Raw genomic sequence first — 14,756 nt, 5'->3', positions numbered from 1 at the left:
CGTGTGAAAGTAGGTCATCGCCAGGCTCTTATTCCCAAAACCCCTCGACAGCGTGTGCTGCGAGGGGTTTTGTCTTTTCCGGCTCGTGGTCGCGAGCGGCCTCGCGGGGCCTGCCAGGCGGCCTCAGAGCCTCCAGGAGCGACGCTGGAAAGCCCCTATAGGGTGAGAACGCAGAAATCTAAACTGCGCTTGTGGGAGTGATCAGGCGGTTCAAGCGCCACGCTGGAACGCCTTCCCTGGTCTGGCCAAGTACAGCATCCGCAACGGAAAGTGCTTGACAGGCAAGGTGAGAAGCCCCATAATCGATAGTTCTCTGCGGAGAGGTGCCCGAGTGGCTAAAGGGGGCAGACTGTAAATCTGTTGGCTTACGCCTACGCTGGTTCGAATCCAGCCCTCTCCACCAGAATGCAAGACAGCAGCCGGCAGTGCCGGTGAAGAAGCAGGAAAGAACCGGGCGGGTGTAGCTCAATGGTAGAGCAGAAGCCTTCCAAGCTTACGACGAGGGTTCGATTCCCTTCACCCGCTCCAGTCGCGCGGTTGCTGTCAGAGTAGTACGTCAAGTTTCGCCCATGTGGCTCAGTGGTAGAGCACTCCCTTGGTAAGGGAGAGGTCGGCAGTTCGATCCTGCCCATGGGCACCAAATACCACGCACTGGCAATATCGCTACCGAGACAGGAGTCGCGAAATGGCAAAGGAAAAGTTCGAGCGGACCAAGCCGCACGTGAACGTTGGTACGATTGGTCACGTTGACCATGGCAAGACCACGCTGACCGCAGCGATTGCCACGGTGCTGGCAGCCAAGTTTGGCGGTGCCGCCAAGAAGTACGACGAAATCGACGCAGCGCCGGAAGAGAAGGCACGCGGTATTACCATCAATACCGCCCACGTCGAGTACGAAACGGCCAACCGCCACTACGCGCACGTTGACTGCCCGGGCCACGCTGACTATGTGAAGAACATGATCACGGGTGCCGCCCAGATGGACGGCGCGATCCTGGTTTGCTCGGCCGCTGACGGCCCGATGCCGCAAACGCGTGAGCACATCCTGCTGGCCCGCCAGGTTGGCGTGCCGTACATCATCGTGTTCCTGAACAAGTGCGACATGGTGGACGACGCTGAACTGCTCGAGCTGGTCGAGATGGAAGTTCGCGAGCTGCTGTCGAAGTACGAGTTCCCCGGCGACGACACCCCGATCATCAAGGGTTCGGCCAAGCTGGCGCTGGAAGGCGACAAGGGCGAGCTGGGCGAAGTGGCCATCATGAACCTGGCCGAAGCGCTGGACACCTACATCCCGACGCCGGAGCGTGCCGTTGACGGTACCTTCCTGATGCCGGTGGAAGACGTGTTCTCGATCTCGGGTCGCGGCACCGTGGTGACCGGCCGTATCGAGCGCGGCGTGGTGAAGGTCGGTGAGGAAATCGAAATCGTCGGTATCAAGCCGACGGTGAAGACCACCTGCACCGGCGTGGAAATGTTCCGCAAGCTGCTGGACCAGGGTCAAGCCGGCGACAACGTTGGCCTGCTGCTGCGCGGCACCAAGCGTGAAGACGTCGAGCGCGGCCAGGTGCTGTGCAAGCCGGGTTCGATCAAGCCGCACACCCACTTCACCGGCGAGGTGTACATCCTGTCGAAGGACGAAGGCGGCCGTCACACCCCGTTCTTCAACAACTACCGCCCGCAGTTCTACTTCCGTACGACCGACGTGACCGGCTCGATCGAGCTGCCGAAGGACAAGGAAATGGTCATGCCGGGTGACAACGTGTCGATCACCGTCAAGCTGATCGCCCCGATCGCCATGGAAGAAGGCCTGCGCTTCGCTATCCGTGAAGGTGGCCGTACCGTCGGCGCCGGCGTCGTGGCAAAGATCCTCGACTAAGTTGTTTGATAGCGAACGCGGCACCAACCGGCCGCGTTCGTTGCCAGAAGGGGTTGGCGCCAGCGCCGGCCCCACAGTTGTTTTAGGGGTATAGCTCAACTGGCAGAGCGTCGGTCTCCAAAACCGAAGGTTGGGGGTTCGATTCCCTCTGCCCCTGCCAAATCAATCAGCCGCGTCGCGAAGAGCAATCGTGACGCGGCTTAGTCTCGTTTGCGAAACATGGCCAATCCCAATGTTGAAACCGTGAACGCCAGCAGCGGCAAGTGGATGCTTGGCGTGGCGGTGCTGCTGGTGGTTGCGGGCGTCATCGGTTTCTATGCACTGGCACAGCAACCGTCTTATGTACGTGGCGCCGCACTGTTCGGTGGTATTGCACTGGGTATCGTAGTTGCGCTGGTGTCGGCACCAGGCAAGGACTTTATCGGGTTCGCCAAGGAATCGTATCGGGAAGTTCGCAAGGTCGTCTGGCCGACGCGCAAGGAAGCCGGGCAAATGACGGGGCTGGTCTTCGTCTTTGTCGTCATCATGGCGCTGTTCCTGTGGTCGGCTGACAAGCTCATCGAGTGGGTCGTCTTCTCGCTCGTGCTGGGCTGGAAATAAGAGGTAGCACATGACGGATAACGCTCAGCAGGAAACCACCGCGCCGGAATCGCCTTCGTCGAAGAAGCGCTGGTATGTCGTGCATGCCTATTCCGGCATGGAGAAGAGCGTGCAGCGCGCGCTGCAGGAGCGCATCGAACGCGCCGAGATGCAGGACAAGTTTGGCCGCATCCTGGTGCCTTCCGAAGAAGTCGTGGAAATCAAGGGCGGCCACAAGTCGGTCACCGAGCGTCGTTTCTTCCCCGGCTACGTGCTGGTGGAAATGGAAATGACCGACGAGACCTGGCACCTGGTGAAGAACACCAGCAAGGTCACCGGTTTCGTGGGCGGCGCCCGCAACCGCCCGAGCCCGATTTCGCAGCGCGAAGTCGACAAGATCATGACCCAGATGCAGGAAGGGGTCGAGAAGCCGCGTCCCAAGACGCTGTTCGAGGTGGGCGAAATGGTGCGCGTCAAGGACGGCCCGTTCACCGACTTCAACGGCAACGTGGAAGAAGTGAACTACGAGAAATCGCGCCTGCGCGTCTCGGTCACGATCTTCGGGCGTGCCACGCCGGTCGAGCTCGAGTTCGGCCAGGTCGAGAAGGTTTAAGGAATTTGCCGGCTGCGGCCTGAAAGGGCGGCAACTGGCAACGGCGACGCCCCGGTGGCGGCGCCAAGAGGAGCGTGAGGCCGTGCCGAAGGTGCGGCGACAGCGCGTTACGACTCAACAGGATCGCATCCCGAAAGAGCGATCCGGATTGGAGTAGAGATGGCCAAGAAGATCATTGGCTTTATCAAGCTGCAGATTCCGGCTGGTAAGGCAAATCCCTCCCCGCCCGTTGGTCCCGCACTGGGTCAGCGTGGTCTGAACATCATGGAGTTCTGCAAGGCGTTCAACGCCCAGACCCAGGGTATGGAACCCGGTCTGCCGGTGCCGGTGGTGATTACCGCCTTCGCCGACAAGAGCTTCACCTTCGTGATGAAGTCGCCCCCGGCGACCGTGCTGATCAAGAAGGCAGCAGGCATCACCAAGGGTTCGCCGAAGCCCCACACCGACAAGGTTGGCAAGATCACCCGCGCCCAGGCTGAAGAAATCGCCAAGGCCAAGAACGCTGACCTGACCGCCGCCGACCTGGACGCCGCCGTGCGTACCATCGCCGGTTCGGCTCGTTCGATGGGCATCACCGTGGAGGGTCTGTAAATGGCTAAGGTTTCCAAGCGCGTCGCCGCCAACAAGGCGAAGATCGAGCGTACCAAGTTTTACCCGATCGACGAGGCCCTGGGCCTGGTGAAGGGCTGCGCCTCGGCGAAGTTCGACGAGTCGATCGACGTGGCCGTGCAGCTGGGCATTGACGCCAAGAAGTCGGACCAGGTGGTTCGTGGTTCGGTGGTGCTGCCCGCAGGTACCGGCAAGTCGGTTCGCGTGGCTGTGTTCGCCCAGGGCGAAAAGGCCGAAGCCGCCAAGGCCGCCGGTGCTGACATCGTCGGCATGGAAGACCTGGCCGAGCAAGTCAAGGCCGGCAACCTGAACTTCGACGTCGTGATCGCTTCGCCGGACACGATGCGTATCGTCGGTACGCTGGGCCAGATCCTGGGCCCGCGCGGCCTGATGCCGAACCCGAAGGTCGGTACCGTGACGCCCGACGTGGCCCAGGCCGTGAAGAACGCCAAGGCTGGCCAGGTGCAGTTCCGTGTCGACAAGGCCGGTATCATCCACGCCACCATCGGCCGCCGCTCGTTCGACGACGCAGCGCTGAAGAGCAACCTGTCCGCACTGCTGGAAGCCCTGGTGAAGTCCAAGCCGGCTACGAGCAAGGGCGTGTACCTGCGCAAGATCGCCGTCTCGTCCACCATGGGCGTTGGCGTGCGCGTGGAACAAGCTTCGCTGTCGGCCTGAGCTGACGGCATGGGCTGACCGGACCCGATAGCACCGGTCGGCCGCGAATTGAAGATCCTGGCGTAAGCGGGGATCGGCTCCGGACCTGGTTCTGCCAAGCGGCGGGACAAGGACAGGGAGCAAGGCTTTGGGCAGTGGCGGCAGTCGGACACGTTGTGTTCAGGCAGTCGCCGCTGGTTATCAAAGACCGCTGGTGTCCGCATGACCGCAGTCAGGCATGCGGGCTTAATCGGCCGGGAGGTACAAGCAGGGCCAGGTGCCGTGCATGACCAACCCCGGGCAACCAGCGCAGATGGCGCACCCGAAGGGATTGATGAATCCGGGCCTGTCCCGGGTGATTCGGGCCAATCGGACGCCGTTCGTTTGTGCTGACGTGAAGACTCCGGTATTGCCGGAGGGCTAGCGTCATTTTGGAGCTTAACCGTGCCACTCAATATTGAAGATAAGAAGGCCGTCGTTGCTGAGGTTTCGGCGCAAGTCGCCAAGGCCCAGACCATCGTCGTGGCCGAATATCGCGGCATTACGGTTGGCGATCTGACCAAGCTGCGTTCCACCGCTCGTCAGCAAGGCGTGTACCTGCGTGTTCTGAAGAACACGCTGGCCCGCCGTGCCGTCGAAGGTACGCCGTTTGCAAGCCTCGCAGAGCAGATGACCGGTCCGCTGATCTACGGTATTTCCGAAGATGCAGTGTCGTCGGCCAAGGTTCTGAACGACTTCGCCAAGACCAACGACAAGCTGGTCCTGCGCGCCGGGTCGTATGACGGCAAGGTTCTCGACGCTGCCGCCGTGAAGGCGCTGGCCTCGATCCCGAGCCGCGACGAACTGATTGCTCAGCTGCTGGGCGTGATGCAGGCACCGGTGTCGGGCTTCGCCCGTCTGCTGGCTGCACTGGCTGCCAAGAACGCCGAAGGCGCTCCCGCGGAAGCGGAAGCCGCTGGCGCCTAAGGCAATCCAGGCCTCGCATCGAAAGATCGCATTACCGATACCGAATCAAATCTAGTAGGAGTATTTCAAATGGCAATCACCAAAGACGACATCCTGGAAGCCGTTGGCGCGATGTCCGTGATGGAACTGAACGACCTGGTCAAGGCGTTCGAAGAGAAGTTTGGCGTGTCGGCTGCTGCCATGGCTGTGGCTGCTGCCCCGGGCGCCGGCGGTGCCGCCGCTGCTGAAGAGCAGACCGAGTTCAACGTGATCCTGGCCGAAGTCGGCGCCAACAAGGTCGGCGTGATTAAGGCTGTTCGCGAAATCACCGGCCTGGGCCTGAAGGAAGCCAAGGACCTGGTTGATGGCGCACCGAAGCCCGTCAAGGAAGGCGTGGACAAGGCTGCTGCTGCCGAAGCCAAGAAGAAGCTGGAAGACGCTGGCGCGAAGGTCGACGTCAAGTAAGGCATTGCTCGCGTGCCCTTTCGGCACGCGGATGGGGCTGGCAAAGGGAAATTCCCGGCGCCAGCCTTTTTGCGCTTGTGCGAAAGTGTTTTGAGAAGCACTCTTCGCAACAGAAAGTGATGTTTGCGAGTCTCGATGCCCTTGGGCATGCCGGAGTCTCAGCAGAGGCCAAACATCAGTGGCACACTAAGTGGTTGCTGCTGATGTTTGTCTTCTGAACCGACTGCAGAAGACAAGTTTGGTCGGGTGTCCCCCGGGCGAGTACAGGCGTTGCGCTTGATGCGACGACCACACCGCCCGCAGCGTGCGGACACCGTCAGCCAGAGGTTGGTAGCGGCCAACCGCCAAATCCCCTCCCAGTCGCTGAACACCTCAGGTCCGGCCAGGTCCAGCCAGCCCTGCGATGATTCGGAGATCCCATGGCGTACAGCTTCACCGAAAAGAAGCGCATTCGCAAAAGCTTTGCGAAGCGCGCGACGGTACATCAGGTTCCATTCCTGCTTGCCACCCAGATTGAATCCTACACTCAGTTCTTGCAAGCGGAAACGCCGACCGCGCGTCGCAAGACCGAAGGCCTCCAGGCCGCTTTCAACGCAATCTTCCCGATCTCCTCGCATAACGGGCTTGCCCGTATGGAGTTCGTCTCGTATCACCTGTCCAACCCGCCGTTCGACGTCAAGGAGTGCCAGCAGCGTGGCCTGACGTTCCACTCGGCCCTGCGCGCCAAGGTTCGCCTGATCATCAACGATCGCGAGAACCCGGGCAAGGTCAAGGAAGTGAAGGAGCAGGAAGTCTACATGGGTGAGATCCCCCTGATGACTTCCACCGGTTCGTTCGTCATCAACGGCACCGAGCGTGTCATCGTCTCGCAGCTGCACCGCTCGCCGGGTGTGTTCTTCGAGCACGACAAGGGCAAGACCCACAGCTCGGGCAAGCTGCTGTTCTCGGCACGTATCATTCCCTACCGCGGTTCGTGGCTGGACTTCGAATTCGATCCGAAGGACATCCTGTACTTCCGCGTCGACCGCCGCCGCAAGATGCCGGTGACGATCCTGCTGAAGTCGATCGGCCTGACCCCGGAACAGATCCTCGCGCACTTCTTCGTGTTCGACAACTTCACGCTGCAGGCCGAAGGCGCGCAGCTGGAGTTCGTGCCCGAGCGCCTGCGCGGTGAAGTCGCGCGCTTCGACATCGCCGACAAGAACGGCCGCGTGGTGGTCGAGAAGGACAAGCGGATCAACGCCAAGCACATCCGCGACCTGGATTCGGCCGGCACCAAGCTGATCAGCGTGCCGGAAGACTACCTGCTGGGCCGCGTGCTGGCCAAGAACATCATCGACCCGGATACCGGCGAGGTGATTGCCAACGCCAACGACGAGCTGACCGAAACGCTGCTGGAAAACCTGCGCGAAGCCGGCGTCAAGCAGATCCAGACCCTGTACACCAACGACCTGGATCAGGGCCCGTACATGTCGCAGACCCTGCGCGTGGACGAGACCGCCGACCAGACCGCTGCGCGGATCGCGATCTACCGCATGATGCGCCCGGGCGAGCCGCCGACCGAAGAAGCGGTGGAAGCGCTGTTCCAGCGCCTGTTCTACAGCGAAGAGTCGTACGACCTGTCGCGCGTTGGCCGCATGAAGGTCAACAGCCGTCTGGGCCGCCCGACCGGCGAAGGCGCCATGGTGCTGCAGGACGAGGACATCCTCGAGACCATCAAGATCCTGGTCAACCTGCGCAACGGCAAGGGCGAGGTCGATGACATCGATCACCTGGGCAACCGTCGCGTGCGTTGCGTCGGCGAACTGGCCGAAAACCAGTTCCGCGCCGGCCTGTCGCGCGTGGAGCGTGCCGTCAAGGAACGTCTGGGCCAGGCCGAGACCGAGAACCTGATGCCGCACGACCTGATCAACTCGAAGCCGATCTCGTCGGCGATCCGCGAGTTCTTCGGTTCGTCGCAGCTGTCGCAGTTCATGGACCAGACCAACCCGCTGTCCGAGATCACGCACAAGCGCCGTGTCTCCGCACTGGGCCCGGGCGGCCTGACGCGCGAGCGCGCCGGCTTTGAAGTCCGTGACGTGCACCCGACCCACTATGGCCGCGTGTGCCCGATCGAAACGCCGGAAGGTCCGAACATTGGTCTGATCAACTCGCTGGCACTGTATGCCCGCCTGAACGAATACGGCTTCCTGGAAACGCCGTACCGCAAGGTGGTCGACAGCAAGCTGACCGACCAGGTCGACTACCTGTCCGCGATCGAGGAAGGCAAGTACGTGGTGGCGCAGGCCAACGCGACCGTTGACGCCGACGGCAACCTGACCGACGAACTGGTGTCGGCGCGTGAAGGCTCCGAGCGTGAAACCCGCATGGTCACGCCGGACCGCGTGCAGTACATCGACGTGGCGCCGTCGCAGATCGTGTCGGCCGCTGCCTCGCTGGTGCCGTTCCTGGAACACGATGACGCGAACCGTGCACTGATGGGCGCCAACATGCAGCGCCAGGCCGTGCCTTGCCTGCGTCCGGACAAGCCGCTGGTCGGCACCGGCATCGAGCGCACCGTTGCGGTCGACTCGGGTACGGCCGTGCAGGCGATGCGTGGCGGCGTGGTCGACTACGTCGACGCGATGCGTATCGTGATCCGCGTGAACGACGACGAAGCCGTGGCCGGTGAAGTCGGCGTGGACATCTACAACCTGATCAAGTACACGCGCTCGAACCAGAACACCAACATCAACCAGCGTCCGATGGTCAAGGTTGGCGATATCGTTGCCCGCAACGATGTGATCGCCGACGGCGCCTCGACCGACCTGGGCGAACTGGCCCTGGGCCAGAACATGCTGGTGGCGTTCATGCCGTGGAACGGCTACAACTTCGAGGATTCGATCCTGATCTCGGAGCGTGTGGTGGCCGAAGACCGCTATACCTCGATCCACATCGAGGAACTGTCGGTCGTTGCCCGCGACACCAAGCTGGGACCGGAAGAAATCACGCGCGATATCTCGAACCTGGCCGAAGCCCAGCTGGCTCGCCTGGACGAGTCGGGCATCACCTACATCGGCGCTGAAGTCGAAGCCGGCGACGTGCTGGTTGGCAAGGTCACACCAAAGGGCGAGACCCAGCTGACCCCGGAAGAGAAGCTGCTGCGCGCGATCTTCGGCGAGAAGGCTTCGGACGTGAAGGATACCTCGCTGCGCGTGCCGTCGGGCATGAGCGGCATCGTGATCGACGTCCAGGTCTTCACCCGCGAAGGCGTGACCCGCGACAAGCGTGCCCAGTCGATCATCGACGACGAGCTGAAGCGCTACCGCCTGGACCTGAACGACCAGCTGCGTATCGTGGAAGGCGACGCGTTCCAGCGTCTGGAGCGCCTGCTCATCGACAAGACCGTCAATGGCGGTCCGAAGAAGCTGGCCAAGGGTGCCAAGATCACCAAGGAATACCTGGCGGATATCGACAGGTACCACTGGTTCGACATCCGTCCGGCCGACGAAGAACTGGCTGCCCAGCTGGAAGCCGTCAAGGAAGCCATCGAGCAGAAGCGCCACGAGTTCGACCTGGCCTTCGAAGAGAAGCGCAAGAAGCTCACGCAGGGCGACGAACTGCCGCCGGGCGTGATCAAGATGGTCAAGGTGTACCTGGCCGTCAAGCGCCGCCTGCAGCCTGGCGACAAGATGGCCGGCCGTCACGGCAACAAGGGTGTCGTGTCCAAGATCACCCCGATCGAAGACATGCCCTACATGGCCGACGGTACGCCTGCCGACATCGTGCTGAATCCGCTGGGCGTGCCTTCGCGGATGAACGTGGGTCAGATTCTCGAGACCCACCTGGGCTGGGCCGCGCGCGGCCTGGGCGAGCGCATCGGCAACATGCTGAAGGCGCAAGCCAAGGCAGCCGAAGTGCGCAAGCTGCTCACGCAGATCTACAACGAGAGCGGCAAGGTCGAAGACCTCGACAGCCTGTCGGATTCGGAAGTCCTGGAGCTGGCCGAGAACCTGAAGAAGGGCGTGCCGTTCGCGACGCCGGTGTTCGATGGTGCGCATGAGGACGAAATCCGCCGCATGCTGGACCTCGCCTATCCGGAAGAGATCGCGAAGGAGAAGGGCCTGACCGCTTCCAAGCAGCAGGTCACGCTGTTCGACGGCCGCACCGGCGAAGCGTTCGAGCGTCCGGTCACGCTGGGTGTGATGCACATGCTGAAGCTGCACCACCTGGTCGACGACAAGATGCACGCGCGTTCCACCGGCCCGTACTCGCTGGTGACGCAGCAGCCGCTGGGTGGTAAAGCCCAGTTCGGTGGCCAGCGTTTCGGTGAGATGGAAGTTTGGGCACTGGAAGCCTACGGCGCGTCGTACGTGCTGCAGGAAATGCTGACGGTCAAGTCCGATGACGTGAACGGCCGTACCAAGGTGTACGAGAACATCGTCAAGGGCGAGCACTCGATCGATGCCGGCATGCCGGAATCGTTCAACGTGCTGGTGAAGGAAATCCGCTCGCTGGGTATCGACATCGACCTCGATCGCTACTGATCGGGCAGGTGAGGGGAGCCGGTTGCGGCCGGCTCCCTGTCGACACTACAGGCGAAGGATTTCCCACAGGATGAATGCCATCGACCCGGACAGACTCCGGGGCGATGGCGAAACAAGGAGTTGCAATGAAAGCATTGCTCGATCTCTTTAAGCAGGTACAGCAGGAAGAGCAGTTCGACGCGATCAAGATCGGCCTGGCCTCGCCCGAGAAGATCCGTTCGTGGTCGTACGGCGAAGTGAAGAAGCCGGAAACGATCAACTACCGTACCTTCAAGCCGGAACGCGACGGCCTGTTCTGCGCCAAGATCTTTGGCCCGATCAAGGACTACGAGTGCCTGTGCGGCAAGTACAAGCGCCTGAAGCACCGTGGCGTGATCTGCGAGAAGTGCGGCGTTGAAGTGACGCTGGCCAAGGTGCGCCGCGAGCGCATGGGCCACATCGAACTGGCCGCGCCGACCGCGCACATCTGGTTCCTGAAATCGCTGCCGTCGCGCCTGGGCATGGTCCTGGACATGACGCTGCGCGACATCGAGCGCGTGCTGTACTTTGAAGCATTCGTGGTGATCGAACCCGGCATGACCCCGCTCAAGAAGAGCCAGATCATGTCCGAAGACGACTACCTGGCGAAGTGCGACGAGTACGGCGAGGGCGAGTTCGTCGCCATGATGGGTGCCGAGGGTATCCGTGAACTGCTGCGCGGCATCGACATCGAGAAGCAGATCGAACAGATCCGCGCCGAGCTGCAGGCCACCGGCTCCGAAGCCAAGATCAAGAAGTTCGCCAAGCGCCTGAAGGTGCTCGAGGCCTTCCAGCGTTCGGGCATCAAGCCCGAGTGGATGATCCTCGAAGTGCTGCCGGTGCTGCCGCCCGAGCTGCGTCCGCTGGTGCCGCTGGACGGCGGCCGCTTCGCGACCTCGGACCTGAACGACCTGTATCGCCGCGTCATCAACCGTAACAACCGCCTCAAGCGCCTGCTGGAGCTGAAGGCGCCTGAGATCATCGTGCGCAACGAAAAGCGCATGCTGCAGGAAGCGGTTGACTCGCTGCTGGACAACGGCCGTCGCGGCAAGGCGATGACCGGCGCCAACAAGCGTCCGCTGAAGTCCCTGGCCGAAATGATCAAGGGCAAGGGCGGCCGTTTCCGTCAGAACCTGCTGGGCAAGCGCGTCGACTACTCGGGCCGTTCGGTCATCGTGGTGGGCCCGACGCTCAAGCTGCACCAGTGCGGCCTGCCCAAGCTGATGGCGCTCGAGCTGTTCAAGCCGTTCATCTTCCACAAGCTGGAAACGATGGGCATCGCCACCACCATCAAGGCGGCGAAGAAGGAAGTGGAAAGCCAGACCCCGGTGGTGTGGGACATCCTCGAAGAGGTGATCCGCGAGCACCCGGTGATGCTGAACCGTGCGCCGACGCTGCACCGCCTGGGTATCCAGGCGTTCGAGCCGGTGCTGATCGAAGGCAAGGCCATCCAGCTGCACCCGCTGGTCTGCGCGGCGTTCAACGCCGACTTCGACGGTGACCAGATGGCTGTCCACGTGCCGCTGTCGCTGGAAGCGCAGATGGAAGCCCGCACCCTGATGCTGGCGTCCAACAACGTGCTGTTCCCGGCCAACGGCGATCCGTCGATCGTGCCGTCGCAAGACGTGGTGCTGGGTCTGTACTACACGACCCGCGACAAGATCAACGGCCGCGGCGAGGGCATGACCTTCGCCGATATCAGCGAAGTGATTCGCGCCTACGAGAACAAGGAAGTCGAGCTGGCTTCCCGCGTGAACGTGCGTATCACCGAGTATGAGCTGGTCGACAAGGACGCCGAGGGCGACGCCCGTTTCGCACCCAAGATCACGCTGCAGGCCACCACGGTCGGCCGCGCGATCCTGTCCGAGATCCTGCCCAAGGGCCTGCCGTTCTCGGTGCTGAACAAGCCGCTCAAGAAGAAGGAAATCTCGCGCCTGATCAACACCGCGTTCCGCAAGTGCGGCCTGCGCGAGACCGTGATCTTCGCCGACAAGCTGCTGCAGTCGGGCTTCCGCCTGGCAACCCGCGCCGGTATCTCGATCGCGATCGACGACATGCTGGTGCCGCCCGCCAAGGAAAAGATCATCGCCGAGGCCTCGGCCAAGGTGAAGGAATACGACAAGCAGTACATGTCGGGTCTGGTGACCGACCAGGAACGCTACAACAACGTCGTGGACATCTGGGGCGCCGCCGGCGACCAGGTGGGCAAGGCGATGATGGAGCAGCTCCAGCACGAAGACGTGGTCGACCGCGAAGGCAAGACCGTGAAGCAAGAGTCGTTCAACTCCATCTACATGATGGCCGACTCGGGCGCACGGGGTTCCGCCGCGCAGATCCGCCAGCTGGCTGGTATGCGTGGCCTGATGGCCAAGCCGGATGGCTCGATCATTGAAACGCCGATTACGGCGAACTTCCGTGAAGGCCTGAACGTTCTGCAGTACTTCATCTCGACCCACGGTGCCCGTAAGGGTCTGGCGGATACGGCACTGAAGACCGCGAACTCGGGTTACCTGACCCGTCGTCTGGTCGACGTGACCCAGGATCTGGTCGTGGTGGAAGACGATTGCGGTACCTCCAACGGCGTGGCCATGAAGGCCCTGGTCGAAGGCGGTGAAGTGATCGAAGCCCTGCGCGACCGTATCCTCGGCCGTGTGACCGTGGCCGACGTGGTGAACCCGGAAACCCAGGAAACCGCGATCGAATCCGGCACGCTGCTGGACGAAGATCTGGTCGAGCTGATCGACAACATCGGCGTGGACGAAGTCAAGGTCCGCACCCCGCTGTCGTGCGACACGCGCTACGGCCTGTGCGGCAAGTGCTATGGCCGCGATCTGGGCCGCGGCGTGCTGGTGAACTCCGGCGAAGCGGTGGGCGTGATTGCCGCCCAGTCGATCGGTGAGCCGGGCACGCAGCTGACCATGCGTACGTTCCACATCGGTGGTGCGGCATCGCGTGCGGCAGTGGCATCGAGCGTGGAAGCCAAGGCAACCGGTACCGTGCGTTTCACGGCGACCATGCGTTACGTCACCAATGCGAAGGGCGAACTGATCGTCATCTCGCGTTCGGGCGAAGCGCTGATCACCGACGACCACGGCCGTGAGCGCGAGCGCCACAAGATCCCGTACGGCGCCACGCTGCTGGTGCAGGACGGCCAGGCCATCAAGGCTGGCACGCAGCTGGCCACGTGGGACGCGCTGACTCGACCGATCGTTTCGGAATACACCGGTACGACCAAGTTCGAGAACGTCGAAGAAGGCGTGACCGTCGCCAAGCAGATGGACGAAGTGACGGGCCTGTCGACCCTGGTGGTGATCGACGCCAAGCGCCGCACGGCTGCAACCAAGGGCATCCGCCCGCAGGTGAAGCTGCTCGACGCGAATGGCCAGGAAGTGAAGATCCCGGGCACGGACCACTCCGTGACCATCGGCTTCCAGGTCGGCGCGCTGATTACCGTGAAGGACGGCCAGCAAGTGCACGTTGGTGAAGTGCTCGCACGTATCCCGACCGAATCGCAGAAGACCCGCGACATTACCGGTGGTCTGCCGCGTGTGGCCGAGCTGTTCGAAGCGCGTTCGCCGAAGGACGCCGCCGTGCTGGCGGAAGTCACCGGCACGACCTCGTTCGGCAAGGACACCAAGGGCAAGCAGCGCCTGGTCATTACCGACCTGGACGGCAATGCCCACGAGTTCCTGATCGCGAAGGAAAAGCAGGTGCTGGTGCACGACGGCCAGGTGGTGAACAAGGGCGAAATGATCGTGGAAGGTCCGGCGGACCCGCACGACATCCTGCGCCTGAAGGGCATCGAAGAGCTGGCGCACTACATCGTGGACGAAGTGCAGGACGTGTACCGTCTGCAGGGCGTGAAGATCAACGACAAGCACATCGAGGTGATCGTTCGCCAGATGCTGCGTCGTGTGCAGATCGCCGACGTGGGCGACACCAAGTTCATCCCGGGTGAACAGGTGGAGCGCTCGGAACTGCTCGACGAGAACGACCGCGTGATCGCCGAAGGCAAGCGTCCGGCGACCTACGAGAACCTGCTGCTGGGTATTACCAAGGCGTCGCTGTCGACCGACAGCTTCATCTCGGCGGCATCGTTCCAGGAAACCACGCGCGTGCTGACCGAAGCCGCGATCATGGGCAAGACCGACGACCTGCGTGGTCTGAAGGAAAACGTGATCGTGGGTCGTCTGATCCCGGCCGGTACCGGCCTGGCCTACCACCGTGCCCGCAAGGCGCGCGAGGCCTCCGAGCGCGAACGCGCCCAGGCGATCGCCGAAGAAGAGCAGTCGCTCTTCATCGAGCCGGCGCCGGTGGTGCAGGCGACGACCGAAGGCGAAGGCGACAACGTCTGATCGCAGTAAGCTGTTTGCCGCCGCAAGGCGGCCCGAAAGCCCGGCTGATCCAGCCGGGCTTTTTTTCTTTCCGCCCGCAGCCGGCCCTGTCGTGAGAATGTTCGGACTGTTAG

General features: G+C 62.4%; 10 protein-coding genes and 4 tRNA genes. 13 read left to right on the top strand and 1 reads right to left on the bottom strand.

What is annotated here, in order from left to right; all coding sequences use genetic code 11:
* The first annotated feature begins 317 nt into the window (after window positions 1-317).
* The 11 genes from AC3WLE_RS24825 (at window position 318) to rplL (ending at window position 5,744) form a co-directional block, all read left to right on the top strand.
* Window positions 318-403: transfer RNA gene (locus AC3WLE_RS24825), tRNA-Tyr, on the top strand.
* A 51-nt stretch (window positions 404-454) separates the two neighbouring features.
* Window positions 455-528 (top strand) — tRNA-Gly (locus tag AC3WLE_RS24820).
* A gap of 37 nt (window positions 529-565) precedes the next feature.
* Window positions 566-640, top strand: a tRNA-Thr gene (locus AC3WLE_RS24815).
* A 45-nt stretch (window positions 641-685) separates the two neighbouring features.
* Window positions 686-1,876: an elongation factor Tu gene (gene tuf / locus AC3WLE_RS24810; protein ID WP_492320443.1), complete on the top strand. Its 1,191-nt coding sequence runs from the start codon at window positions 686-688 to the stop codon at window positions 1,874-1,876.
* Between the two features lie 84 nt (window positions 1,877-1,960).
* Window positions 1,961-2,036 (top strand) — tRNA-Trp (locus AC3WLE_RS24805).
* Window positions 2,037-2,095: 59 nt separating this feature from the next.
* Window positions 2,096-2,476: a preprotein translocase subunit SecE gene (secE, locus tag AC3WLE_RS24800; RefSeq protein ID WP_010810469.1), complete on the top strand. Its 381-nt coding sequence runs from the start codon at window positions 2,096-2,098 to the stop codon at window positions 2,474-2,476.
* Between the two features lie 10 nt (window positions 2,477-2,486).
* Entirely contained in the window at window positions 2,487-3,068 is a 582-nt protein-coding gene (nusG, locus tag AC3WLE_RS24795) for a transcription termination/antitermination protein NusG (protein ID WP_010810468.1), read from the top strand.
* Between the two features lie 159 nt (window positions 3,069-3,227).
* Window positions 3,228-3,659, top strand: a complete 432-nt coding sequence (gene rplK, locus AC3WLE_RS24790; RefSeq protein ID WP_010810467.1) for a 50S ribosomal protein L11 — start codon at window positions 3,228-3,230, stop codon at window positions 3,657-3,659.
* Window positions 3,660-4,355, top strand: a complete 696-nt coding sequence (rplA, locus tag AC3WLE_RS24785; protein WP_010810466.1) for a 50S ribosomal protein L1 — start codon at window positions 3,660-3,662, stop codon at window positions 4,353-4,355.
* A gap of 423 nt (window positions 4,356-4,778) precedes the next feature.
* Window positions 4,779-5,300, top strand: a complete 522-nt coding sequence (gene rplJ / locus AC3WLE_RS24780) for a 50S ribosomal protein L10 (protein WP_010810465.1) — start codon at window positions 4,779-4,781, stop codon at window positions 5,298-5,300.
* Between the two features lie 69 nt (window positions 5,301-5,369).
* Window positions 5,370-5,744 (top strand): 50S ribosomal protein L7/L12, encoded by a 375-nt coding sequence (gene rplL / locus AC3WLE_RS24775; protein WP_010810464.1) that lies wholly within the window; start codon window positions 5,370-5,372, stop codon window positions 5,742-5,744.
* 158 nt (window positions 5,745-5,902) lie between these two features.
* Here the strand turns inward: rplL and AC3WLE_RS24770 are convergent, their stop codons facing one another.
* Window positions 5,903-6,283 (bottom strand): hypothetical protein, encoded by a 381-nt coding sequence (locus AC3WLE_RS24770; protein WP_162166395.1) that lies wholly within the window; start codon window positions 6,281-6,283, stop codon window positions 5,903-5,905.
* Here AC3WLE_RS24770 and rpoB point away from each other — a divergent pair.
* Window positions 6,164-10,270: a DNA-directed RNA polymerase subunit beta gene (gene rpoB, locus AC3WLE_RS24765; RefSeq protein WP_492320446.1), complete on the top strand. Its 4,107-nt coding sequence runs from the start codon at window positions 6,164-6,166 to the stop codon at window positions 10,268-10,270. The genes AC3WLE_RS24770 and rpoB overlap by 120 nt on opposite strands.
* A gap of 125 nt (window positions 10,271-10,395) precedes the next feature.
* A complete protein-coding gene (rpoC, locus tag AC3WLE_RS24760) occupies window positions 10,396-14,643 on the top strand; it encodes a DNA-directed RNA polymerase subunit beta' (protein ID WP_492320445.1) in 4,248 nt (1,415 codons plus the stop codon).
* Window positions 14,644-14,756 lie beyond the last annotated feature (113 nt).

Source organism: Cupriavidus sp. FW306-1B-F12B, from assembly GCF_058781795.1.
Note: the sequence above shows the minus strand (reverse complement) of the source record. Positions and strands in the feature narration are given on the sequence as shown.